Origin of the sequence: Microcoleus sp. Pol11C3 (genome assembly GCF_036701485.1) — a bacterium.
Classification (GTDB): domain Bacteria; phylum Cyanobacteriota; class Cyanobacteriia; order Cyanobacteriales; family Microcoleaceae; genus Microcoleus.
On record NZ_JAUBQW010000052.1, the window covers coordinates 12177 to 38554 of the forward strand.

The 26378-nt window shown below is 44.9% G+C and carries 18 protein-coding genes; 6 read left to right on the forward strand and 12 right to left on the reverse strand.

Annotated features, from left to right (window positions below; genetic code table 11):
• The first annotated feature begins 128 nt into the window (after positions 1-128).
• Complete coding sequence (locus tag QUA40_RS13930) at positions 129-5150, forward strand: PAS domain S-box protein (protein ID WP_333126631.1); 5022 nt, start codon at positions 129-131, stop codon at positions 5148-5150.
• A gap of 347 nt (positions 5151-5497) precedes the next feature.
• Here QUA40_RS13930 and QUA40_RS13935 read toward each other — a convergent pair whose 3' ends face one another.
• The 10 genes from QUA40_RS13935 to QUA40_RS13980 form a co-directional block, all read right to left on the reverse strand.
• Positions 5498-7096 carry a diguanylate cyclase domain-containing protein gene (locus tag QUA40_RS13935; RefSeq protein ID WP_333126634.1) on the reverse strand — a complete coding sequence of 533 codons (1599 nt, stop codon included), beginning with the start codon at positions 7094-7096 and terminating at the stop codon, positions 5498-5500.
• 192 nt (positions 7097-7288) lie between these two features.
• Positions 7289-7741: a response regulator gene (locus QUA40_RS13940; RefSeq protein ID WP_333126637.1), complete on the reverse strand. Its 453-nt coding sequence runs from the start codon at positions 7739-7741 to the stop codon at positions 7289-7291.
• Complete coding sequence (locus QUA40_RS13945) at positions 7738-7908, reverse strand: hypothetical protein (protein ID WP_333126640.1); 171 nt, start codon at positions 7906-7908, stop codon at positions 7738-7740. The genes QUA40_RS13940 and QUA40_RS13945 overlap by 4 nt, the downstream gene beginning before the upstream one ends.
• Positions 7905-8153 (reverse strand): hypothetical protein, encoded by a 249-nt coding sequence (locus tag QUA40_RS13950; protein ID WP_333126643.1) that lies wholly within the window; start codon positions 8151-8153, stop codon positions 7905-7907. The genes QUA40_RS13945 and QUA40_RS13950 overlap by 4 nt, the downstream gene beginning before the upstream one ends.
• Before the next feature lie 74 nt (positions 8154-8227).
• On the reverse strand, positions 8228-10135 hold the full coding sequence (locus QUA40_RS13955; protein WP_333126646.1) for a PAS domain S-box protein: 1908 nt from the start codon (positions 10133-10135) through the stop codon (positions 8228-8230).
• A complete protein-coding gene (locus QUA40_RS13960) occupies positions 10136-12073 on the reverse strand; it encodes a response regulator (protein ID WP_333126649.1) in 1938 nt (645 codons plus the stop codon). It lies immediately after the preceding gene.
• A gap of 291 nt (positions 12074-12364) precedes the next feature.
• Positions 12365-15529: a PAS domain S-box protein gene (locus QUA40_RS13965; RefSeq protein WP_333126651.1), complete on the reverse strand. Its 3165-nt coding sequence runs from the start codon at positions 15527-15529 to the stop codon at positions 12365-12367.
• Entirely contained in the window at positions 15526-15924 is a 399-nt protein-coding gene (locus QUA40_RS13970) for a response regulator (RefSeq protein WP_333126653.1), read from the reverse strand. Before QUA40_RS13970 ends, QUA40_RS13965 begins: the two co-directional genes overlap by 4 nt.
• 60 nt (positions 15925-15984) lie before the next feature.
• Entirely contained in the window at positions 15985-18528 is a 2544-nt protein-coding gene (locus tag QUA40_RS13975) for a CBS domain-containing protein (protein ID WP_333126655.1), read from the reverse strand.
• Positions 18529-18687: 159 nt separating this feature from the next.
• Complete coding sequence (locus QUA40_RS13980) at positions 18688-18846, reverse strand: ATP-binding protein (RefSeq protein WP_333126674.1); 159 nt, start codon at positions 18844-18846, stop codon at positions 18688-18690.
• A gap of 1649 nt (positions 18847-20495) precedes the next feature.
• On the opposite strand from QUA40_RS13980, the gene sds reads away from it, so the two are divergent.
• The gene (gene sds / locus QUA40_RS13985; protein ID WP_333126657.1) at positions 20496-21467 is read left to right on the forward strand and encodes a solanesyl diphosphate synthase; all 972 of its coding nucleotides are present in this window, start codon (positions 20496-20498) and stop codon (positions 21465-21467) included.
• Positions 21468-21564: 97 nt separating this feature from the next.
• Here the strand turns inward: sds and QUA40_RS13990 are convergent, their stop codons facing one another.
• Positions 21565-22029, reverse strand: coding sequence for a hypothetical protein (locus tag QUA40_RS13990; protein ID WP_333126659.1), 465 nt, complete (start codon positions 22027-22029; stop codon positions 21565-21567).
• Positions 22030-22592: 563 nt separating this feature from the next.
• Here QUA40_RS13990 and QUA40_RS13995 point away from each other — a divergent pair.
• The 4 genes from QUA40_RS13995 to QUA40_RS14010 all read left to right on the forward strand — a co-directional run bounded on the left by QUA40_RS13995 (position 22593) and on the right by QUA40_RS14010 (position 25471).
• Positions 22593-22865, forward strand: a complete 273-nt coding sequence (locus QUA40_RS13995; protein WP_333126662.1) for a hypothetical protein — start codon at positions 22593-22595, stop codon at positions 22863-22865.
• A gap of 143 nt (positions 22866-23008) precedes the next feature.
• On the forward strand, positions 23009-23359 hold the full coding sequence (locus QUA40_RS14000; RefSeq protein ID WP_333126665.1) for a hypothetical protein: 351 nt from the start codon (positions 23009-23011) through the stop codon (positions 23357-23359).
• Positions 23360-23466: 107 nt separating this feature from the next.
• Positions 23467-24987 (forward strand): stress-responsive protein Ycf46, encoded by a 1521-nt coding sequence (ycf46, locus tag QUA40_RS14005; protein ID WP_333126668.1) that lies wholly within the window; start codon positions 23467-23469, stop codon positions 24985-24987.
• 130 nt (positions 24988-25117) lie between these two features.
• Positions 25118-25471, forward strand: coding sequence for a DUF1257 domain-containing protein (locus tag QUA40_RS14010; RefSeq protein ID WP_006635781.1), 354 nt, complete (start codon positions 25118-25120; stop codon positions 25469-25471).
• 170 nt (positions 25472-25641) lie between these two features.
• On the opposite strand, the gene QUA40_RS14015 is transcribed toward QUA40_RS14010, so the two are convergent.
• Complete coding sequence (locus tag QUA40_RS14015; RefSeq protein WP_333126671.1) at positions 25642-26295, reverse strand: glycosyltransferase family 4 protein; 654 nt, start codon at positions 26293-26295, stop codon at positions 25642-25644.
• Positions 26296-26378: the final 83 nt, after the last annotated feature.

A 26378-nucleotide genomic window follows, 5' to 3' on the forward strand; every position in this document is an offset into this window, starting at 1 on the left:
TTCTACCAATAAATCAGGGGGTCTGCTAGCACCCAGCGCGCCCTCAAGCCTGGGCTTTAAGTTCCCCAATTAATGAGCTAGGTAACTGCATCCCCTGCTGAGATTTTTTTATTACTAAAAAATAGCCAATGACATCTGTTTTTGAGTCAACTTTAACGCCTGCTTGTTTGAAAGTTCTTTTAGTAGAAGACTGTGCAGAAGATGCAGAACTCATTCAACAACTGCTGTCGGAGCGCCCACAGGCACAATCAATAGATTTGGCCTATGTAGTTAGTCTCCGGGAAGCTATAGAAATTTTAAGCTGCGATATTTTTGATGTAATTTTATTAGGCCTTTCACTTCCGGATAGCCCGAAATTTAATACTTTTTTCCGGCTGCAAGATTGCGGTATAAATATTCCGATCGTCATTTTGACAGCCACCGATGACGAAGAACTGGCTGTCGAGTTAATTGCCGCCGGCGCCCAAGATCACCTGGTGAAAAGACAAGTAGACAGCCGGCTGCTGCTGCGGACGCTCAGGTGCGCGATCGCCCGCCATAAACGGCAAGCAGAATGGCAAAAAAGTCAAGAAAAATACCAGCAGGTTGTTGACAATATCAAAGAAGTCGTTTTTGAAACAAATACTGATGGAAATTGGACTTTTCTCAATCCGGCTTGGACGGAAATTACCGGATTTACCGTTGATGAAACATTAGGAAATTCATGTTTGAGTTACATTCATTCTGACGATCAATACCAATATTTAAATTCATTTAGAAGCCTGAACAAAAATCAAGAAACATCCTGTTGCTATCAAATTCGATATCTTACCAAAGATGGCGATATTCGCTGGGTGGAAGTGCAAGAATTTTTGATGTTGGGCTGGAACGGCGCGGCGCAGGGGACGACAGGAACTATCCACGATATTACGGATAAAATTTTAGCACTCTCAGAACTGGAAGCTAGTCAAAAGTTTTTGAATTATACGATCGATGCACTGGCTGATCCAATTTTTGTCAAGGACGAACAGCACCGCTGGATACTGTTAAATAATGCTTTTTGCAAGCTGATCGGCAAGCAACGCGAGGAACTGTTGGGCCACTCAGATTACGATTTTTTCCCACAAGAAGAAGCTGAATTTTTTTGGCAGACTGACGAACAAGTGTTTAGGACGGGGAAACAAAACGAGAGCGAGGAAATATTTACGGACGCCAGTGGTGCAAAGCACATTCTGTCTACTAAAAAAACTGTCTTGGCAAATACCGAAGGCAGTAAAATTCTCGTCGGGATAATTCGAGATATCACTGAGGATAGGCGCAAACAATTAGCGCAGCAAGAAAGCCAAGCTAGACTTCGGCAACTTGCTGCCAATTTACCGGGAATAATTTATCAGTTTCGTCTCTCAATCGACGGTGAAAAAAGTTTTCCTTACATTTCTTCTGGCAGCCGCGGTTTATTTGAATTGGAACCAGAAAACATTCAGCAAAATCCTCACCTACTTTTTAGTTCTATTCATCCAGACGACCGACAAAGATTTGAAGAATCTATTGCTGTTTCTGCGGCAAATATGCAGCCCTGGCACCAGGAATGGCGGGCGATTGTGCCGTCGGGAAAAATTAAGTGGCTGCAAGGGGTTTCTAGACCGGAACGAGTTGACTGTCCGACTGAAATAGGGCAGGAAGGGGATATAGTTTGGAAAGGCATGGTGCTGGATATTACGGATTTAAAACAGGCAGAAGCAGCTTTGCGGGAGACTGAAGCCAGATTTCGATCGCTCGTTGAGAATATCCCCGGCGCTATCTGCCGCAGCTTGTACGATGCTGATTGGACGATGGTATTTATTAGCGATGAAATTGAGGCAATTAGCGGCTATGCTGCTGAGGATTTTATTCACAACAACCGCTTGAGTTTTGCTAGCCTCATCCATGAGGCAGACAAGGACATCGTCGATCGACAAATTAGCGCAGCAGTAGAGTCGAAACAGCCGTACAATCTAGAATACCGGATTGTTCGCGATGACGGGGCGGTGCGGTGGATGTCGGAAAGAGGTAGACCAACTTACAATCTAGAAGGGCTGGTTTTGTGGCTCGACAGAGCGATTTTTGACATTACCGATCGCAAACAAGCCGAACTGACTCTGTGCCTGGTAACTCAAGCTGTAGACAGCGCTAGTGATGCGATCGCGATCGCAGATTTAGACGGTTATTCCGTTTATCACAATCAAGCATTTATTCAGCGCTACGGCTATACAGTTGAAGAACTAAATAATGCCGGCGGCCCAGCAGTAATGTACCCCAAATCTCAAGATTTGAGAAAGTTATTTAGGGTGCTGCGGAAAGGTTTTTCCTGGAACAATGAAATTGAAATCAAGACTAAAAATGGCCACATTATAGAAACTTCATTGCGAGCTGACTGCATTAAAGATAGCGCCAGTCAACCAATAGGAATGATAGCCATAATTGCCGACCTCACAGAAATAAAACGCACCGAATCGGCATTAAAACTCAGTCAAGAGCGCTTGCAGTTGGCAGTTTCAGGCAGCTCTTTGGGGCTGTGGGATTGGAATATAGCTACTGGTGAAACTTATTTCGATTTTCATTGGAAATCAATGGTCGGTTACGCAGAAACAGAAATTGACAATAACTTCCAAAGTTGGGAAAGTTTGCTGCATCCCGAAGACAGAGGGAAGGTAATGGAAGCTTTAAACTCCTATTTGGCAGGTGAGACTGATATCTATGAAGTTGAATTTCAGATGCTCAACAAAGCGGGAAATTGGCAGTGGATTATGGCGATGGGTAAGGTAGTCGAGTACGACGAATGGGGCGGGCCGTTGCGGATGACAGGCACTCACAAAAATATCAGTGCCCGTGTTGCAGCAGAAGCCGAAAAAACGCAGTTGATCGCATCTCTACAACAACTTGCCGAACAGTTGCAGGAAGCGCAAAAAATAGCCCGCATCGGCAATTGGGAATTCGATATGGAGGCAGAAATTATTACTTGGTCGCAAGAACTATTTCGACTTTATGGTCGAGAATTGCATCGGCCGCCGACAATGGAAGAACTTTTAGAGCAAATTCACCCCGATGACAAAGAAAGGTTTGCAGAAGTTGTCCAAAAGGCAGTGACTGAAGGGACAGCTTACGACATCGACCACCGCATCTATTTTCCATCAGGAGAAATCAGGCACGTTAACGCTAAAGGACAATCTGTTAAAAATGAGTTGGGTCAGGTGGTGCGGCTGTTTGGCACGGCAATGGACATTAGCCATCGCAAAAAAGCAGAAATTGCTTTACAAGAAAGCGAACAGCGATTTCGCACCGTATTTGAACAAGCGGCGATCGGCATTGTGAAAGTGTGGCCAGACGGTCAATTTTTGAATGCCAATCAAGGGTTTTGCAATATTGTCGGATACTCAGAATTGGAGCTGAAATCACGAAATGTTGGGGATATTTCTCACCCCGAAGATGTAGCAGCCGATGTCGAGTCGCGCGACAGACTGTTAGCTGGGGAAATTTTTAATTATTCCATTGAGAAACGCTTTATTCGCAAATATGGTTCATTTGTTTGGACTAATATGACTGTATCTTTAGTGCGGGATGGGTTTGGCGAACCTAGCTATGTCATTGGTGTGATTGAAGATATTAGCGCTCGCAAACTTGCCGAGGCTATTTTGCGCCAGCAATTAAAGCGAGAACGCCTGGTGGTAAAAATGCTGGAACGCATTCGCTCTTCTCTCAATTTAGAAGAAATTTTGACAAAAACTGTTGCTGAAGTACGGCTGTTTTTACAAACAGACCGGACAGTTATTTATCAGTTTAATCCCGATTGGAGCGGTTTTGTAAATGTCGAGTCGGTGGGGAAAAATTGGCTGGCTATTCAGGGAATAACTATTAACGATTCCTGCTTTGAAGACAGCTATGCTTCTGCTTACGAACACGGTCGTGCTGTAGCGGTCGATGATATTTACCAAGCTAATCTTTCTGAGTGCTACATTAATTTATTAAGTCAATTTCAGGTGCGAGCTAATTTGGTAGTGCCAGTTTTGCAAGGCGAGAAGTTGTGGGGGCTATTGATTGCTCACGAGTGCGCGGGTCCCCGCCACTGGCTGGAAATTGAGGTCGAGTGTCTCAAACAAATTAGCGTGCAGTTGGCGATCGCGATCCAGCAATCAATGCTGTTTGAGCAAGCACAAAGTGAAATTGCCGATCGCAAACAAGCCGAATCAGCTTTGCAGGAATCTGAAGCGCGAGAACGTTCAAAAGCGCTAGAGTTAGAAGCAGCTATTAACAAACTCCGAACGACTCAAGCTCAGCTCGTTCAAAATGAAAAAATGGTGAGTTTGGGTCAGTTAGTTGCTGGTGTTGCTCACGAAATTAATAACCCTGTTAGCTTTATTCACTGCAATCTCAATCCGGCTCGCAATTACACTTTAGATTTGCTGGAATTGATTAAATTTTACCAGCATTACTGTCCTAATCCTCCCGCCCAAGTGTTGGATAAAATTAATGAAATAGACTTGGATTATATTGCTGAGGATTTCCCAAGATTGTTTAATTCCATGCAAGTAGGAACCGAGCGAATTGTCGAGATTGTGAAATCGTTGCGTAATTTTTCCCGATTGGACGAGTCCGCTGGGAAGTCGGTTAATATTCACGAGGGAATTGATAGCACTTTGATGATTTTGCAAAATCGGTTAAAATCTCACAGCAGTCATGGAGAAATTCAGATAGTTAAAGATTACCAACTATTGCCCCAAATTGAATGTTTTCCAGGCGAGTTGAATCAGGTATTTATGAATATTTTAATTAATGCGATCGATGCTTTGGAAGAACGGGACAAGCAGCGTTCGATCGAGGAGTGCGATCGACATCCCAGCACGATCGTTATTCGCAGTTATCAGGCTGCTGCAGGCTTCGTAGCAGTAGCGATTGCGGACAACGGGGGAGGGATACCGGAGTCGGTGCGATCGAGGCTGTTTGACCCGTTTTTCACGACTAAACCTGTGGGCAAGGGCACGGGTTTGGGATTGTCGATTTCTCACTCGATTATAGTCGATCGCCACGGCGGCAGATTGAGCTGTATTTCAACACCGGGAGAGGGAGCGGAGTTTTTGATTGAAATTCCCGTGTGGCCGAATTTAACAGGTAGGAATTCAAATTTGGGGCAATAAACTAGCAATTGGTAATTGGAAAGCGGAAATGGGCAATATCTCACATCTTGCACCCTTCTCAAGGACAGGCAAGATGCCTGTTCCACAAGAAAATTCACTCTTTGTGGAACAGGCATCTTGCCTGTTCCTAAACAAGTAATTGAGAAGGGTGCAACATCTCAGTAATATCAAATACCGTTGTGAGTGAAAAGTCAAACACGATATTACCAATTACCAATTATATCAAATCCGTTAGCATCGGAATAGTAAATTCGAGTTCACTGTTGACGGTTGACAGTGAACAGTCAACCGTCAACAGTCACCATCATTCATTCCGGTGTAACCGGAAATTATATTACCTTCCACTTTTACATAAAAATCGGGGAAGATTCCGAGTTACTGCTAGCGTGACAAATGCGATTTTTGCCTTCGGTTTTGGCTTGATAAAGGGCGCTGTCAGCGCTGCGAATTAGGGTGTGGGGAGATTCCTGGGCACAAGGAATCGCTGTCGCAATGCCGCAACTGAGGGTAATGTAGGGCCCGATCGACGATCGCGCGTGGGGCAGTTTCAAGCTGGCGAGGCCGTCGCAAATTTTCCGGGCGACAACGTTTGCCCCCTGGGCGCTGGTGTTCGGCAGCACTAGGGCAAATTCTTCGCCACCGTAGCGGGCAGTCAAATCCCCAGCCCGGTTGGTGGCTCTGGCGATCGCCCCGGCAACTTGGCGCAAACAATCGTCCCCGCCCAGATGCCCATAAAACTCGTTGTAAAGTTTAAAAAAGTCGATGTCAAACATAATTAAAGACAGTGGCAGTTCCTCTCTTGCCAATCTGCGCCACTCTAAGCTCAAAACCCGATCAAACTGGCGGCGATTGGCAATGCCAGTCAGTCCGTCAGTAGTTGCCAGTTGCTGCAATTTTTGATTGGCTATTGCTAGCTTGCGGTAAAGTTGAGATTGTTCGATCGCGATCGCCACTTGATTTGCCAAGTGTTGTAAAAAATCTATTTCCCACTGCTGCCATTCCCTGACACCGCAGCAATTGTATGCTGTCAACATTCCCCACAAACTATTGCCATTTTCTGCGTTGGAATCCGGCAAATTTTTACCCTGCGCCTGCGGGTTGCCACTAGCCTGGTGCCAAATATAATTTTCCGCTGCATCTTGATTTTTCTCGACTTCCCAAACAGTGGCTTCTTGTGTTTCTTTTGTCGTTTCCCAGTCGCCTGATTGCCAAATTGGCACGCTGATAACTGCTGCAATTTCACAATCTGCCAGCAACTCTTTGCAACTGCCAGCCAAGGGGGCAGTGTTGACATCTGCTATTGCTTGTACCGACTGGGATTCGACTAAAACAAAGCATGACACCGCCAAAGCAGCACTAATATTTTGGTTTTCAATATAACCTTCTGGCAAACCGTCACCGGCGACGATCGCACCTTTTGGCTCTTCCCCGTCCACTTGAGACGCCCAATCCTGACAGCGATAAATTAAAACGCGGTCTGTTTGGAGAAATTGGCGCACTTCTGCAACGGTACTTTGGAGAATGCTTGCCGGATCTATTGACGATCGAATATGTTCGATCATTTTGCCCAACAGCCGCTGTCGCAGAGCCTGCTGCCGCAATTGTTCTTCGATTTGCTGACGTTCGATCGCGTAATGGATTGCCCGCACCAGCAGAGTTCTGTGAAATCTTCCCTTTACCAAACAATCTTGAGCGCCCCAGCGCAATACCGACCGGGCCATATTTTCATCGCTGATATCTGTCAGCACCACAATTGGCAATGTGGGCCATCGCCCTTTCAAAACTGCGATCGCCTCGCTTCCCCTCAAGCTGTCTGACACTGACAAATCTAATAGTACCGCGTCAAACTTGTCTAATTCCAGACGCCCAACTCCTATCTCCAGAGACTTAACAGTTTGGAGAAGAAATACAGACTCGCTGAATGACCCTAGAAGATCTTCGATCATTGTCGGATCTCCGAGGTCATCCTCAACCAACAAAATTTTCAGACATTGGTTACGTGTTAACACAACTATAGCGTTCGGAGCGGGTCGAAGGCAACTTTTTTGTTTTGAGAGCGATACTTGCGATCGGGCTAATACGTCTGTTTATCAAATTTACTCTACACTCAAACTATCGATTTAGGCCTCAATTAAAGCTTACATATCCGGCGGGAGTGAAACGATTCCAAACCAATACTCACATAAAGTCTTCATTACTTCAACCAATCCTTCAAAAGTGACTGGTTTAGATATGAAAGAATTGGCTCCCAATCGGTAGCAAAGCAAGATATCTCCGCTGCGGTGCGAAGTTGTGAGCATTACAACCGGAATTTGTTGCAAATGGGGATCTGATCTGATCAAAGTTAGTGTTTCTCGCCCGTCAAGCCTCGGCATATTCAGATCCAAAAGTATCAGATCTGGCTGGTGCCAATTGCTGCTATCAACATATTGACTGCGACGGTACAAGTATTCTACCACTTGTTCTCCATTTTCCACAAATTCGCTTCTAATTGCTAATCGAACCTCTCGCAGTGCTTCCTCCACCAAAAAGCGCGTGTCTTCGTCATCGTTGGCTATTAAAAGAGTAAATATTTTCTTTTTATAATTCACGGCTTTGCGTCACTACTAATGGCTTTTGTGAGGTGGCGGGACTTTGATCCGTGTCTGAGCGCCTGCAAAGCATCTGTTGCCATCATCCGGTAAATCTGGCTGATAACACTGAAAGTGTGTTGCAGCAATTTACCGTTTTTTTTGATTTGCAAAGGTTTGCGAATCATGCTTGTTTCACTTCCCAGTCTGTCCGAGAATCGGCAAACTGCAAACACATCACAAATCCTTGTCCGCGAACTACTAGGGAAACTACTGCATCCCAAAGCAAGATGCTCTGGATCGAGTTGAAAAAAATTAACAATTCTTGAGCGCACCGCTGATATATAATTTGTCTAAGGATAGAGCTAATAGATTTATATTGATAGATTTTTTGCTCAATGTCATCAGTGAATATGCTATACTTTATAAGCATTTTTGTAAAGAAGACATAAAGATATTTAAAGCTTAAGTAAAGGACGGGTGAGTGCTTCAGGCGGAATGCTGACTTCACTTTGGTATAGGAAGAGAAAAATAAAAAGTTGAGCCTTGATTCGGTTCTGATTCTACCCACAGGCGGCCGCCGTGCCGATCGACAATTCTTTGACAAATCGCTAAACCGATACCAGTTCCAGAATACTGTTTTTGGGTGTGCAAGCGCTGAAAAATCTGAAAAATTCGCGGATGGTACTCTTTGAGAATCCCAATACCGTTGTCCTGGACTGAAAACACCCAGCTATCCCCCTGAAGCGAAGCGCCCACATGCACTATCGGCGCCTCGCTGCTGCGGTACTTAATGCCGTTGCCAATTAAATTTTGAAACAGTTGCAGCAGTTGAAAACTGTCACCTCTTACCCTTGGCAAATCGCCCCTAGTAACAGAAGCTTGATTTTGGCGGATTGCCAACTGCAAATTAGCGCAAGCATCCTCAAAAACCAGATTGCAATCTATCACATCAAAAGGTTTCTCACTGCGACCTACTCGCGAATATTCCAGCAAGTCATCAATCAGTGCCTGCATCCGCCCGCAAGAATTAACAATATTGCGGAGAAATTTATTTCCTTGGGTATCAAGTTGGTTGTGACAGCGCTTGTCTAATAGTTGAGCGTAGCCTGCAATCGTGCTCAACGGCGCTTGCAAATCGTGAGAAGCGACGTAGGCAAACTGTTCCAGTTCGGCATTAGAACGAGTTAATTCTTGAGCGTAGCGGGTTTGAGTGTCTAAACTCGCTTGCAGCAGTTCTTGTACCAGCTTGCGCTGGGAAATATCCTCGATCGCACAAATCAAATACTGCGGCGTCCCCTTGACATCGCGCATTGCCGAAACAGTAACATTCGCCCAGCGCACTGCCTCATCTTTGCAGAGCAACCGCTTTTCCAGAGAAAAAGTTTGAATCTTCCCGGATAACAGCGAGCGCACATATTCTCTGTCAGCTTCGATGTCATCCGGGTGAGTAATTGTCTGCCAATTTTGCTGCAACAATTCCGATTCTGCATAGCGGACAATTTGGCAAAAGCCAGGATTTACCCGCATAAATTGACCGGAAAGCGCTGTTTTAGCTATACCGACTGCAGCTTGCTCAAATATCGCGCGGAAGCGTTCTTCGCTTTCTCGCAGGGCAATTTCTGCTCGTTTGCGCTCGGTGATGTTGCGAAATGTTACTGCCAGACCATCGTTTAATTTCACCGCCACAATGTGCAGCCAAGCACTTATATCTCCATCGTGTTCGTAATAAAATTCTTGATCTACAGTTTCTCCTGTTTCTACTACAGAAACATACAAATCAAATAAGCCGTTATTGCTAACTTGGGAAACTTTTGCTAACAAATTCTTGCCAACTATCTCATTTAATAGGAGGCCATAAAAATTTTCGGCAGCCGGGTTGATCAAGAGCCACTGGAAATCTACAATATTTCCCTCACTGTTGCGGACTGTAGAATAAGCCACCACACAGTCTAATGAACTATTTAATATGCTAGCAAGCAACGATTGTGACTGTTGCAGTTGATAATTTTGTTCTTTTAATTGCTGTTGCAGTTTTTGCAAGCGGACTTGCTTGTCGATGCGTGCTAAAACTTCTTCTACTTGAAATGGTTTAGTAATATAGTCAGCGCCTCCTACTCGAAAAGCTTGTAATTTATCGTTCATTTCATCTAATACGCTTAAAAAAATTACCGGAATTTGTTCGGTTTCCGCTTTCGCTTTCAGTCTCCGACAAACTTCATAACCGTTCATTTCCGGCATTCTAATGTCGAGCAAAATTAAATCGGGGCCATGGGCGATCGCCACATTCAACGCCAGTTGACCACAAATAGCTCGGTAAACTTGATACCCCTGGGATGTTAGCAGTTTGGATAAGAACCGCAGATTGCTTGGTTGGTCATCAACCACCAATACTTTAATTTCGCTATTATCCATTTATTTTAAACTCGATTGAGTTAAATCCATTATCTTGTCGAGTCGGTAATCGGCCAGCAAATCTTTTAAAGCCTCAGCTAAAGTTGGATGACTTTCCCAGATGCGATCGACAATTTCAATCGCCAGCTCTTCATTAACATCATTAGCTGCGTCGTTGAGTTCCTGCACCCACCTTTGAGGCATCTGAGCCAGCAGCTCTCCGAAAAATGAATCGGGTTTTTCGTTCACACAATAACGTCGTAAAGCCCCGACTGGGGGGCGGGGCAACTCTTGATAAATATAGCGCACTCCCAAGTAGCAAGCCATCTTATCAAAGAGGATTTGTTCTTGAAAAGGTTTCCGCACAAAATCGTCGCAACCTGCGGCGATAATTTCGCCTTTTTTTTCCTCAAAAGTGCTAGCAGTCAGAGCAATAATTACAGTTCGCCGCTGAGTTGGTTTCTCTTTAGCTCTAATTTGTCTGACAGCTTCAAAACCGTCCATTACTGGCATTCGTGTATCCAGCCAAATTAAATGAGGCTGCCAACTTTCCCAAATTTCAACAGCTTGGTAGCCATTTTCTGCTTCTCGGACTTCAAAACCAATGGGTTGCAGCATTTTAACCAGCAGCAGCCGATTTTCTTGATTGTCGTCAATTGCTAAAATCCGATAAATCGGTTGATCTACTTCTAATCCGATCACCCGCTGCAATGTCGGGACTGTTATTTCAGACGAAGTAGTGGGCAATACTCGGATATTAAATTTAAAACTCGTTCCCTTACTTAAAACACTTTTTATCCGAATATCTCCGCCCATTATCTGTACGTATTTTTTAGTAATTGTCAAACCCAATCCCGTACCGTCAGCCGCTTTTTTGCCTGCTTCTGTTTGCACGAAAGCATCAAACAAAGTCTCAATTTCTGCTGCTGCTATGCCAACTCCCGTGTCTTCAACTTCAAATGAAATTAAAAATTTCTCGCCCGAGGTAGAGTTAGAATAAATTTCCGCTTCGGGGAGCGCCTGCTTGCTTTCCACAGTCACGCGCAGCCCAATACTGCCGCCGTCAAATGTAAACTTTATGGCATTTCCCAGCAGGTTAATTAAGCATACTCGCAGCTTTTTTTCGTCCGTTTTTATATATTGGGGAACATTCGCGTCCACGAAAAATCTCAGTTGCAAATTCTTAGTTTCAGCTTTGATTTGAAACATCTCTTCGAGAGTGTCTAGAAGTTGATAAAGGTCAAAGCTGCGTTCATCTAACCCCATTATACCTGCTTCTATTTTGGACAAGTCTAAAACATCGTTAATTAGTTCCAGCAAATGTTGACCACTGCGGTTAATAATTCGGAGATTTTCGAGATTTTCGTGGCCCAGGAAAGAGTCGCGGCTCATGAGTTGGGTAAAACCCAGGATGGCGTTCAAGGGAGTCCGCAATTCGTGGCTCATGTTGGCAACGAATTGACTTTTGGCGTTCGAGGCAGCGGCGGCTGCCTCTTCGGCTTTTTTGCGTTCTATTATTTCCTGTTGCAGTTCGGTATTGCGATCGACCAATTGTTTTTTCAGTCTTTGGATAGTTAGTTGGTTTTCGATTCTCGCTAAAACTTCTGCTACCTGAAAGGGTTTAGTGATATAGTCAACACCTCCCACTTGAAAAGCGGTTACTTTATCCAAGACTTCATCTAAAGCGCTGATAAAGATAACGGGAATTTCTGATGTTTTCGGATCAGCCTTGAGCTGCGTGCAGACTTCGTAGCCGTCCATTTCCGGCATTTTGATGTCGAGCAAAATCAAATCTGGAGAACCAGAGCGCGCTGCTCTGATTGCCATTTTGCCGTTAATTACGCCCCGGACTTTGTAGCCCTGCTCTGACAGCGTTGGTGATAAAACTTTCAAATTTTCTGGAGTGTCGTCAACAATTAATATGTTGCCTTTATTCTCTTCTCTTTGATTGTTAACCATCGATGCTATTTTTTTTAAATTGAGAATGGTTGAAATTAGGAAGACTGCTTAAATTGTCATTATAGCACTCCCTCGTGCATCAACTACTTTTATATTTACAGAACTTATAACCTTCTAGATTTTAAATGTTAGATTTTAGAATTGGGAATGGCTGATGATTACCAGGGTTGGGAGCTTAGATGCAGATAAATTAGCCGATCGCCCGCAGGTGAGTTTACAAATAGTCGAGCTACCTAAATCATCCATAATCCTGAGCCTGCCCCTCTCCGTTCTTCCTTCTTGCTTCTTCCTTCAAAAATTTCTAAACTCCTCAATCAAATCGATAATCCGATCGCACCGGAAGTTATTCGCCAAATCGGCGATCGCGCTCCGGAAACTAGCATTAATAGGAGGAATCGACAACAACAGCCGAAAAATCTCGTCGTTATCAACCGCATCCGCCGCCGCGTACAATTCATCCACCCATTCAGCAGGCATACCTTCAAAAAATGAAGCATTGAGCGTAAAAGGAAAATTAGCTGTTCCAGTTACCGTGGAAACCTCACCGGACGCTACAGCATCAGAACTTAGCGAAGCTTCTCGATCGTAAACATAGCGGACTCCCAGATACTTAGCCATCTTTTCCAGAATCACTTGCTCCCGAAAAGGCTTCGCAACAAAATCATCGCAACCAGCAGACAAAATCAGCGATCGCTCCTCATCAAAAGCACTTGCAGTCAGAGCAATAATCACCGTTGCTTGACCTTTCAAATGCGCTTTAATCTGTTTAGTAGCTTCGTAACCGTCCATCACCGGCATCCGCATATCCATCCAAATCAAATGAGGTTCCCAACTCGACCACATTTCCACAGCTTGAACGCCATTCTCAGCTTCCTGCACCGCAAAGCCGAGCGATGTCAGCATTCTGACCAACAGCAAGCGGCTTTCCAGGCGATCGTCAACAGCTAAAATCCGGTATTCTGGATGTCCGGGTTCAATACCCACCACTCGGCGAGCTATTTGAGCCACCTGAATTTCCATTTCATTAGGGAGCGAAACTTTAACATCAAATCTAAAAATACTGCCGCGACCGAGGGTGCTTGTTACCGTCATCTTCCCTCCCATTAACTGAACGAACTGTTTGCTGATTGGCAACCCTAAACCGGTTCCTTCTTGAGCTTTTTTCCCGCTTTCTGTTTGCGCGAAAGGTTTAAACACATTCTCCATTTCTTCCGAATAAATTCCTGAACCCGTGTCTTCCACTTCAAATAGCAAAGAGCAATTCTCACTTTGCGAAATCTCGGGGTGATTTTTATTTTTGAGCAGCTCATGTTTGACTCTCAAGTTAACACCACCTTCCGAAGTAAATTTAATAGCATTTCCGACTACATTTATCAATACTTGTCGTAATTTGCTTTCGTCAGTTTCTATATATTGAGGTAGGTCGGGTCGGCAATCGAAAATTAACTGCAACCCTTTTTTCTGTGCGGGCAGCTTCAGCATATTTTCAGTATTTTTTAGCATTTTGTGCAAGTCGAAAGTGCTGTTATTAAGTGTGACTAGCCCTACTTCAATTTTTGACATTTGCAGAATATTGTTGATCAAAATGAGCAAATGTTCCCCGCTCTGGATAATAATTCCTAAATATTGTTGTTGGTCGGCATCCAGGTCTGGGTCGCGGGCCAGCAGTTGGCTGAAACCGAGAATTGCGTTGAGGGGAGTCCGCAATTCGTGGCTCATATTCGAGAGAAATTCGCTTTTTGCCCTGTTCGCTCTGTCGGCTTCTTCTTTGGCTTTTTGCAGGACTATTTCAGTTTGTTTGCGTTCGGTAATATCGCTAGCAGTGCCTGTTGTGCCGATGATGTTTCCTTCAGCGTCCATGCGCGCGATCGCCTTGGTATTTACATCAATCTTTCTGCCGTCTTTTCCTAATACTATATTTTCGTACTGAAACACAGTTTTTCCCGTCAGCAAGCGCTGCTGAAGTTCCCATTTCCAGTCTATTTCTCCTGGAGCTAAGAAATCGCTAAAAGAACACCCGAGCATTTCTTCAGGCTCGTAACCGTAGATTTGTTTAACTGCTTGGTTCACAAAAGTAATGTGCCCTTCAGCATTGCAAGACCAGATAATATCTTGGGAAGTTTCAACTAAATGACGGTATTTTTCTTCGCTCTCTGCTAGGGCTATTTCGGCCAGCTTGCGTGGGGTAATGTCCATCAAAGTTGTGAAGAGTTTTGTCACTGTCACTTGACCTTGTTGGTTGACAACTACTTCTCCTCTGGCTTCGATGTAGCGGATGAAGCCGGCTTCACTTGTCTGTAACGGGCAATTATCCGTAGCAATTTTCGGTTCCGGCCGCAGAATTCGATATTCCAAACTGTAGGATTGCCCGCTAGCAATAGCAGTGTCGATCGTTGTTTGCCACTTTTGTCGATCGTCCGGATGCACATATTGCGAAAACTCAGTTAGTGTTGGTGCAGGCTGGGTTGGCTCGATCCCAAAAATCCGAGATAACTCTTCCGACCAAGTAGTTGTGTTGGCCGATAAATCGCATTCCCAATTACCGACACGGGCGATTCTTTGGGCTGCTGCTAAAGAAGCCGCTACAGCTCGGAGTTTTTCTTCGGCTAATTTGCGATCGCTAATATCTTGAATCACAGAAATTATGCAGGTTTCGCCATGAATGTCAATGATTTCTGCAGACAGCAGCCCGGTTCTGAGTTCCCCGCTTTTAGTGCGAAAATCAAATTCGTAGTTGAGAATGATTTGTTTTTCATCTAACATTTTAAACAACTCGGCGCGGGCTTGTATATTTTCCCAAAGATTCAAATCAAGCGCCGTGCGATCAATAATTTCTGCTGCAGGATAACCAATTGTCTGGCAAAAAGCCTCATTGACTTCTAAATAACGACCATCTTTAAGTCGAGTAATAGCAATCGGGTTGGGAGAAGAACGAAAAGCTTTAGCAAACTTTTCCTCAGACAAGCGCAGTTGTGCAGTCCTATCCTCCACTAAAGTTTCCAATTCTTGATTCAGCTTTTGGAGTTGAGCATTTTTTTCCGCTAATTGCTTCTCCCTAAAATAGCTGTTAATCGCTTCTTTTACCGTCAACTTCAAATCTTCCGACTGCCAAGGTTTCGATATGTATCGGTACAATTTAGCATATTTAATAGTATTCGCCACTGCTTCTAGGTCTGCTTGCCCCGTCAGCATAATTTTGATAGTTTTTGGCGAAATTCTGTGAATCTGCTTCAGCAATTCGTCCCCTTTGATATTCGGCATCAGATAGTCAGAAATCACTGCTACTATTTCGCACCCATCAGCCAGTAATTCCTCTATTAACTCTAAAGCATCTTCGCCGCCTTCAGCGGTTTCTAATAAGTGTTCTTCCCCCAGGGTTTTTTTTAACTCAATTTTCAAACTTTCAAGAATTATCGGTTCGTCATCCACGCAAATAATCACAGGTTTATTGTTCATAGTTTTTTTAAACCAGATTTTATAGTTTCTATTAATTCTTTCCGCTCCCACGGCTTGTACAAACAACGGTGCAAGTTTGCTTGCTCTTTCACCCGTGCTATTGCTACTTCGTCGGCTTGCCCGGTCAGCATGACTTTCACAATTTTAGGATATTTTTGGTGAACCATAATCAAAAAATCATCCCCTTTAATCCCTGGCATTAACCAGTCAGATACTATGACCAAAATATCACTTTCATCTTCTTTTTGAATTTCCTCCATAATTTCCAGAGCTTCATCTGCATTTTCTGCTACTTCATAGAGATAAGCATCCCCAAATTCTTTTTTCAGTTGAATTTTTAAACTATTTAAGACCACAACTTCATCGTCAACGCACAAAATTACTGGTTTAGGCATAAAATTTTACTTCTATTAAATTTTAAAACTTGAAGGATTTCCAGCTTTTTTAAATTGGTATCAAGGGGTTCCAATGGGCAAAGATATAGTAAATTTTGTTTGACCAGGCACGCTTTCTACTTGCAGTTCACCTTGGTGTTTTTCCAGAATTTTTTGAACTATATCTAATCCCAAACCGCTGCCTTCCCCTGGAGGTTTAGTTGTGAAAAACGGCTCAAAAATTCTCGGCATAATCTCTGGGGGAATGCCTGGACCACTGTCCGTAATACTGACTGATATTGCCTTCGCTTGGTGTTTGACATCAATTTTTAACACTCCTTTGTTGCCCATCGCTTGTAAAGCATTGTGAACCAAATTTGTCCAAACTTGATTTAGTTCATCAGGATAGCATAGCACAGATGGCAAATTAGTACCATAGTTTCTGACTACTTCCACACCATGTTTGATTTGGTAGTGGTAAAGCGTTAAAACAGTATCAATACCGTCGGTAATATTAGCGAGCACTTTGGAACCCGACTGGTCGTAACGAGAGTAGCTTTTCAAAGCAAAAACGATTTTGGCTGCCCTATCTGTAGCCGTAGCAATATTTTTAGTGCTTTTTTGTACCGTAGCAAATTGGTAGGCGGTTTGTACAAGGTTTCGACTTTGGCTGTCTTTCAACAAAGGTAAAAAAGGTTCTACATTATTGCCGATGCCGATATCTAATAAAGTACAGGCAAGACTAGCGGCGTCGTCAATATTTTCTGATTCTAATTGCCCCTGCAAAAGTTTTTTTAACTGACGTTTTTCTTTACTAGATAATGTATCTGTTTCTTGACTAGACTTCTGTAGCAAAGCAAAGAAATCCTGTCGCCGTTCCGGGGATAGTTGTTGAAAAAATATCGGCAACTGCTGCAATTGTTCGGTCAAGAAGTCGGCGATGTTCTGCACCGAAGAGCGAATCGCCCCTAAAGGAGAATTGATTTCATGAGCAACTCCGGCAATTAACTGTCCGAGGGCTGCCATTTTTTCTGATTGAATGAGTTCTTTTTGAGTCCGCTTCAGTTCTTCTAAGGTATGAGATAACTCTGCATTTTTTTGGCACAGCGCTGACTCGGCTATTTTGCGGGCGTTGATGTTGCGGGCAACCCAAATGACTGCATCTTTTGAGAACAGAGAAATGCAGGCGGAAAACCAAATTTCGCGACCACAAACTGTTAATTTGTAGTCAAAAGTGAGAGTTTGTTGTGTTTCTAACACTTGCTGAACTAACACCCACCAATCATCCGGGTTGTCGTCGTCAAAAAAATGTTCGATGGTCAAGCTGACTATATCGCAATCAGGCTCAGAAACCGCTGCCAGATTCGTGGGCAAAACTTCTATGTTCCGCTGACTGTCTAGCACGAGAACGATGTCGGTCATCGCTTCAAAAACGGCCCGGACTTTCCTTTCAGAAAAGTGCAATTTTTCTTCGAGCAATTTTCTACCGCTAATTTGTTGCTGCAATTCTTCGTTACTGGCTGCTAGTTGAACCGTGCGCTCTAGAACTCGCTGTTCGAGTTCGGTGTTGAGGCGGCGAACTTCAGCTTCAGCGGTAGTGCGGTCTTGTATTTCCTTTTTTAACTGAGTGTTGGCATTAATTAATTCTAAAGTTCGCTGTTTGATTTGTTCTTCCAAATTATCATTTAAACTTCGCAACTTTTCCTCGACTTCTGTTCTCCGCAACGCTTCTTTTTGCAATTCTTCGTTCATTTTGTTCAACTCCTGAATTTTGTCGGCAACTGTTTCCTGCAAAAGCTCGACATTTGCGTGCATTTCTACGGGATCTAAAGCCTGCAGCAGGCTAATTTCAGTCACAATTCCGGCTAAATATCCTTCCTCGTCCACCACCACCAAGCGCCGGATGCGGTGCTGCTGCATTAACTGGTGAGCCTGCCACAAGGTGGCTTTTATCTGCAACGCTATCAGCGGAAAACTCATCGCCGCGGTGACGGGAGTACGTGCGAAATCTAGTCCAGAAGCTTGGAATTTAACAATGTCGCGTTCTGTAATTATGCCCACAGGTTTCTGATTTTTGTTGTCGCTGTCAGTGCAAATGACTATGCAGCTTTTCCGGTGGGTTCTCATCTGTTTTGCGACTTCTAAAACTGAGGCGCTGCTTGAGGTAACTATTAATTGTGTAGTCATAATTTCTTCGGCGCGCCACATTTTCAGCAAGTCTGCCGGCTTGAGGATTTGACGGATGCTTTCGCAGGTGATAGCGCCTAGCAATTTGCCACCTTCGTCTAGGAGGGGTAAATGACGGATTCTTTTCGAGCGCAATATGCTCAATACCTTGAAGATATTCCCCGCTTGATCGAGGGAAATGGCGATCGGGTTTTTAGTCATTACCTCAGAAATTGCCACCCCTGCTAGCGGTATTTCGCTAGCAGTTATTTTCACAACATCGCGTTCTGTAAAAATTCCGAGCAATTGCTGCTCAAACGCGATTAAAATGCAACTGGCACTCGCCTCAGTCATGGCAGCAATTGCTACTTTCAAGGGTGTGTCTGGAGGCACCACCGGCGGTTTGGGGTCGATCGCCTGTTCTAGCAAGCTTTGGGTATCAGAAACTGTTGTTGACATGGGCAAATCAAGGAGGATAGATGCAGGCGGAACCGGCACTTAATACCATTTTAGATTTCCGATGTTACAGTCGCGTTACGCTCACTGCAATCCAGGTTTGACATCGGTCTAGAGTTGCATTTTTAGTCGGGCATTGGTATGATTTTTAGTGCGATCGCGCTAAACGGCGATCGGAATTGACACAATACACGTCCTTTGACCGATAACTGATGTTACTTCTATTTTACCCAAATGTTTTTCCACACTTTTTTTAACAATCTCCAGTCCCCACCCGCTGCCTTCGTCGGCGGGTTTTGTGGTGAAGAACGGAGCAAATATTCGTGACTAAATTCCCAGGGAATTCAGTTCCCACTGACGAGCAGGCTCGGGTTTTCTGCTCTCACCTCTACTTTTAAAACTCGGCAATTCTCTATAGCTTGTAAAGCATGGTGCATCAAATTTATAGCAACTTGTTTTAGTTTGTCTAGTTAAAACAACAATTTAGGCAGTGGAGCTTGATAATTTATGACAACTTATACTCGGTGTTTTACTTTTGGTAATCAAGAGTTAATATAGTTTTAATTCGGTCAGTAATATTGGCAATTACTTTTCTTCCATACAGTGAGAGCAATAATATTTCTTTATCAAAAATTACTTAGTCTGCTTGCTCTATGTGTAGCAGATGATCTTCTTTGTAAGCTGTGAATAAATGGCAGAGACTATCTGCCTGACTCAGCAAGTTAAGCACCCTTTGATGAAATATTTGATTGCAGTGCAAGTTTATGGATTTCTTCTATTGAGCAAGCAGATTGCTAGATTCAGAAAATTCGCGTTTTATTTCTGTAAGTTCTTGCCATCCAAAATAGGAGTATGGAGATTTTTGGCACAATTACAGACAACTTCAAACTCAGCGTTTTTGAGAACACTTTAATAGCTTTCTCGGAATATTGGTGGGGTTTCCCTGACATAAAACTTGCTGTGAGCGATACAAGCTGCTACTAAATATAATATCCTGCCTCTGAGGCTGTGGGCATTGAACATCGATAACTGTAGCTACGTGTTGCAGTAACTAGCAGCCCCGAAAATCCTGGTGCCCGCAATTGTAAATAATAACCCTGCCTTTGCGCGCAAGCATTCAAGGCAGGGTTATTATTGAGTATTCCGAATTCTCAAGGGTGAAGCGAGGACGCTGCTGCCGACTTCGGCTGCCCAGCAGTACACTACTCGCCCAATCGAGTTATTTTAGCGCTGCGTTCGGCCAACATCAGCAGTACATAAATAGTCATTACATAGCCGGCGGCCAGAATGGGAATAATTAGAGGAATATCGCGATAAATCATAATTAGAACCAAAAGTCAAGGACGAGGAGGAGCAGGACAAGTTCAAGACCTACTACATTAAGTCAGCACGCAAGACCATGCCTTGGTTCTGAAGGCTGTTTTTCCATATCAAGCCTGCGGGAACATTTAGGCGTTCCCGGTCATCAATAATGATTTACTGCTTTACAGATGCTTAAACAGCCTAAAACCATCCACTTTAGCTGCTTTGAGCTACCGTGCACATAAGATGCGCTACTCTTAACTTCTGAAAACTTTTAGCCGCGAGGAACTAAAAATCTGTCCCAGAAATTTTGGCTGCGATCGACTAACAAGGCTGGCTCTACGAAACTTTTACAGGCACCTAAAAGCTACCTGCCAGTCTGGCTGTACTTAATGTATAGAATTGTTTAAATCCTTAATACCCATAATAACACAGGGTTTCTGGGATTTAGAGATTTTTTGGCAGTGTCCTTAACAATTCGATACAATAGGGGCAACCCCTCTGGCAGTCGGCTACTCGCCTCTGGCAGGCGGGTGACTCCCATCGGGTGGCAGATGACAAATAACTGCCGATCGCCTAGATTTTTCTTTTCTATTGCAGAGAATTACCTTAAAATAAAGATATGATTTGTAAAATTTTGTTACTTTACGGCTTGAGTCGGCGTATCCATGATCTCTAGCACTCTCCTATTTTCCTCGGTTGAAGAAGACCTGCGACTGTTGACAGAAAACTTAAAACAGTTAGTGGGTGCCCGTCATCCCATCTTGTACGCGGCTGCAGAATACTTATTCGGCACAAAGGGAAAACGAGTGAGACCCGCAATCGTTCTGTTGATGGCCAAGGCGACTATGCCCGATCGGGAAATCACGGAAAAACACCGCCGCCTCGCTGAAATCACGGAAATGATCCACACCGCTAGTCTCGTGCACGACGACGTGGTGGACGAGTCGGATCTCCGGCGGGGAGTGCCGACGGTTCACAGTCGGTTTAACAACCGAGTGGCAGTATTGGCCGGAGACTTTCTGTTTGCTCAATCTTCCTGGCATTTGGCAAATCTCGACAACCTGCCAGTAGTCAAACTGCTTTCAGAAGTGATTATGGATTTAGCTGAGGGGGAAATTCAGCAGGGACTAAATGGATTTGACACCAGCTTGTCGATCGAAGCGTACCTCGAAAAAAGTTATTACAAAACAGCGTCTTTAATTGCCAACAGTTCCAAAGCAGCGGGCTGTTTGAGCGAGGTTTCAGCGGAAATAGCAGACGATTTGTACAACTACGGTCGGAACATTGGTTTGGCATTCCAAATAGTAGATGATATATTAGATTTCACCGCTTCAACGGAAACTTTGGGGAAACCGGCAGGCTCGGATCTCAGAAGCGGTAATCTGACAGCGCCAGCCCTATTTTGCCTAGAAGAAAAACCTTACTTGGAAGTTCTCATAGAACGGGAATTTGCCCAAGAAGGAGATATAGAGCAGGCCCTGGCACTGGTAGAAGATTCTAGAGGCATAGAGCGATCGCGAGAACTAGCCACAACTTACGCACAGAAAGCCGTCGAATACTTAGCTGCGCTGCCCCATTCAGAGTCCCGTCAAGCTTTGATTGATTTGGCTGAATACGTTTTGAGTAGACTTTATTAGAGGTTAAAAAGTTACACTTTATTGGTAATGGGGAATTGGTAATGGGGAATTCCCAATGCCTAATGCCCTGTTACCAATTAATAGAAAATTGAGTTGTTTAGGCAATATCCGGGGGTGGAGCCGATCGATACTGTTGCAAGTAAACGTTAATTAAACTCTGTACTTGCTCGCGAGGGATTTCCGTCCCGACTTCCAGATTTCCGGGACTTTCAAAAAAAACAATACTGTCAAGACCTTCAAGAGCTATCATTTGAAATAAAATGTGAGTGACAGGCAAAAGCACCGGTCTGAGGCGATCGCCCCCAGCAGCCGCAGCCTGCGACGCATCTTTAATACTGTTCCAAGCATAAATCACCCTCTTCTCCCGTCCCGGTTGCTTGAGATTGCTCAAAACCACGATCGCCCAACTTTGGTCTACCGCTTGCAGGATCGAGTATTCGAGGTGCTGTAGCTGTTGGGCAATTAACACCAGGGCCGGGGCGATCGCCTTTAAGATTTGTGGCGTCGAACCATCGGGCGGAGCTTTTTCGATCAATGCTTGAATCTGTTGGTCTAAATCCATCAGTCAGTTCTTTGATATCTAAAATTAAAAATTTCAGGTTAGCAGGTCCGCATCCAAGTATATATTACCCAGCACTGCCCTATTAAAGATAAGCTGATACCCATCTAAATTTAATATTTAGCAGCCTAGAGTCCTTGTAGCGAGCCTTTGGGCAAAAAAATTAAGTGCGTAACAGCTTACACAATGTCATCCAAAAAGTCTAACGGTAGGGTGCGGAGCGCTAGCGCTGTCAAGGTGTGTTAAATCTGAACCCGATAAAAAGCCGAAAACAGTTATTTCACGTTCGGATTTTTCAAACTTAAAGCAATAACAACTGCTTGGGGGAGCTGGGTTTCAAAATCAAAACGCCCAAAGTTAGTAACTTCGTTGTTTACTGAGTCCACCGGTGCTTACGGCGCACTCTACAAACTCAACCTTTGTGCCGCATAGCACCCTACAAACTACATTTCAAACGTTTGAGGGACTTTTAGCCCAAGCGTTTGAGCCTCTCTACAGCGGGCTGACCATCAGCAAGCCCGCTCATGAATGCAATCAACGTGTTTGCGTCATTGTAGCCGTTGGGGATGGGCAATAGATATTATTTATTTATTGCGATTAATCTATCTTATGAAGAAGATTTATCGATCGCCCGCTATGACATTTCAAGCCTTTGGGGGCATTCTTCACCACTCATGAGCGGGCTGGGTGCTGATGGCGCACCTTACCCCAGATGGCGACTCAAAGAATTTGTTGGCCCTAATCCTATATATCTATTGTTCATATTTATAGTTGGTCGATCGTCCTTGACGCTACCCATACCTGCCGCTGCACCTCGGACTCATCAGCTACACCCCTAACTTTTTCGTTGTTAACAGCCCCAGAGTCACCTCAAGTGTAACGAAATATTACAAGATGACGCTAAAGCAGCATAGAGGCTTGACAGCAAAGAAGTAAGCCGCTAATCTGATATACATACCCGGGTAAGTCAATTCACTGTCATATGCAAGAAAAGCAAAAAGTTACATTGTATCTTCCACCAGAACTGCATCGCCAGCTCAAAATCCGAGCCGCAGTCGAAACTGAACCGATGTCATCAATTGCAGAAAGGGCAATTGTCTTCTACCTAGGAAATCCCGAACTGGTTGACGAAGTAGAAGCCTCCTACGGACAAACCCATCGGGTATACAACTGTCCAGAATGCACGGGTTCAGTAGTCATGCGAGATGGAGAACTGGCATCCATAACAAGTCAGCCGAGCGTATTGGCTGAGCAGGATCTTCCAGTAAAGCAGGTGTCGAGCGTCAGCGCCAGCACTGCCAAACCGGGAGAGGAAGAATTGGTTCCCTGCTAAGAATGCCTTGCTTCCCCAAAAAGCTAGAACTGAAATTTTCAGTAAGAGGGCGAAGGGCAGCATTGAGATTCAGCAAAGATAGCACCGTCTCTAGTGGGTCGAGGACTATGCAAGAAGAGATCAGTATTCTAATCCAAGCTCAATATCCTCTGATCTACCTCGTGACATCCGAGGAAGAGCGGTGTGAGCAAGCAATTTCGACAATAGCTCAAGCCAAACCACAGCGACGAGTATTTATCTGGACTGTAACTCACGGCATTGTGGAGTACGGTCAACCCCGCACCACCACCCAGCACAACACCGTCTCCCCAGAGGCCGCAATTGAATGGGTGATCAGGCAGCGAGAACCGAACAGTAACGCTAGCATCTACATTTTCAAAGATCTGCATCCTTTTATAGATTCTCCTCCGGTAACGAGGTGGTTGCGCGATGCGATCGCCAACTTCAAAGGAACGCAAAAGACAATTATACTGATGTCTCCTTTGCAGCAAATTCCGATCGAGCTAGAAAAGGAAGTAGTGGTTTTAGACTTCGCGCTCCCAGACATGAAGGAACTAAACCAAGTATTGTCTAACCAGTTGGAGCAAACGAAATCGCGACGCATTACGACAGAAGCGCGAGAAAAACTTTTAAAAGCAGCCTTGGGATTGACCAAGGACGAAGCTGAAAAAGTTTATCGCAAAGCCCAAGTTTCTACGGGGCGCTTAACAGAAGAAGAAGTAGACATCGTTCTGTCGGAGAAAAAGCAATTAATTCGGCGCAACGGCATTCTAGAGTTCATAGAAGAAGATGAAACCCTGGATGCAGTCGGGGGTTTAGAAGAACTCAAAAGGTGGCTCAGGCAGCGTTCCAACGCCTTTACAGAAAGGGCGAGAGAATACGGTCTACCCCAACCAAAAGGGATGTTAATTCTCGGCGTACCGGGATGCGGAAAATCGCTGATTGCCAAGACCACCTCCCGCCTCTGGGGACTGCCCCTGCTGAGGCTAGATATGGGTAGAGTCTACGACGGCTCGATGGTGGGTCGATCGGAAGCCAATCTCCGCAACGCCCTCAAAACCGCAGAATCAATCTCTCCAGCCATCCTCTTTATCGACGAACTAGACAAAGCTTTTGCAGGAGGCACTGGTTCTGCAGACTCAGACGGAGGCACCTCCAGCCGGATTTTCGGTTCCTTCCTCACTTGGATGCAAGAAAAGACTTCCCCAGTCTTCGTAATGGCAACAGCCAACCGAATCGAGCGGTTGCCGGGGGAATTCTTGAGGAAAGGGCGGTTCGACGAACTCTTCTTTGTTGACCTGCCTACCAAAGAAGAACGCCAAGATATATTCAAGATTCACTTGTCAAAGCGGCGCCGGGAAATTTCTCGCTTCGATTTAGAGCAACTTTCCAACGTTTCCGACGGCTTTTCAGGTGCAGAAATTGAGCAAGGGCTAGTAGCAGCCATGTACGAAGCCTTCGCTCAAGATAGAGAATTTACGCAGCTAGACATCATCGCGGCCATTAAATCCACATTGCCACTATCTAAAACCATGACCGAACAGGTGACTGCCCTGCGGGATTGGGCTAGACAGCGCGCACGGCCCGCTGCGTCTTCCGTCGCTGAATATCAGCGAATGGAATTCTAAAAGCTTTCTCCTGGTCCAAACAGGAGCAAAGGCTAGCAACAGCTAGCAGTTCGATTGAAGAGCCGCCCAGCGGCACCGTTAAATCCAGACCGTTGTTGTTTCTCTCTCAGTTTTATTAGGAGGAAATCCAATGTCTCACTTTAGCACACTGCGTACCAAAATCACCGACGCCGAAATCCTGAAAGCTTCCCTGCGCGACTTGGGCATTTCAGTCAAGTCCGAAGCTGATGTTCGTGGCTATAACGGTCAGCGCGTTCGCTCCGACATCGTGGCGATTCTCGAAGGCGAATATGACCTGGGTTGGTCTCGCAATAGCGATGGTTCCTTTGACCTGATTGCCGACCTCTGGGGCGTCGCCAAAAAACACAATCAAACTGAGTTAATCAACTCCATCAACCAGAAGTACGCAGTTAACAAGACCTTGGCCGCAGTCAAGCAGCGCGGTTTGCAAAATGCCAACGTTAAGCTGGTAGTGCAAAACTAATTGATCTGCAGGTTTCCAAGCTCGCGGGTTAACCAAACAAACGGGTTAACCCGTTTTTAGCTCGCTAGGATGTAGAGAGGGGTCTTTGGGCCGCCACATACTTTTTTAGCACCCCCAAGCAGCAGCTTTCAACCTGAAAGCTGCTGCTTTATGCTTTAATGGTCTGCTACCTAATGCTTGAGGCAATCGTCGATCGTTTGTTGATAAATTTCAAGTATTCGATCGACTTTGCGTTCCCAATCAAAATGCTGCCGGACTCCTTCCCGTCCCGCAGAACCCATACTCTGCCGCAATTCGGGTGAATGAGCGAGCTTGAGCATCGCATCTGTCAGGCCCTTGACAAATCCTTCTTTAGAAGTCGGTTCTACTAAAATACCGCAAGTGGAATTCAGATAATCCGCTGGGCCGCCCCAGTTCGTTGCTATGACCGGCAAGCCCACCGCCATTGCTTCCATTACTACCGCCCCCCCAGGCTCTCGCAAACTTGGCAGCACCAGTGCATCAGCTTGTTGCAGTTTGATAGCGCACTGATCCTGAGACAGCCAGCCACTGAATATAGCTCTACCGCCCAGTCCCAAACGAGCTGTTTGAGTTTCTAGTTCGCCCCGCATCTCTCCATCACCGATGATTTCCAAGACTGCATCAGTTTGAGCTGCGACGGGTACGAAGGCATCCAGCAGTAGGTCTACAGCCTTCCAGTCTGCGAGGCGCCCCAAGAACACAAAATGAACCTGTTGATCGGGTTGTTTTGATGCGGTAGAGTCCGATCGCCACACCGAAAAATCCACGCCGTTTTCCACAAGTTCAATAATTTTACCCTGCACCCCAGCCTACCGTGTACACACAAGTTGATTCTGAGCTAGTTTCCATCCCAAAAAGATGGATTCAAACTGTCGGAGTCCATGAA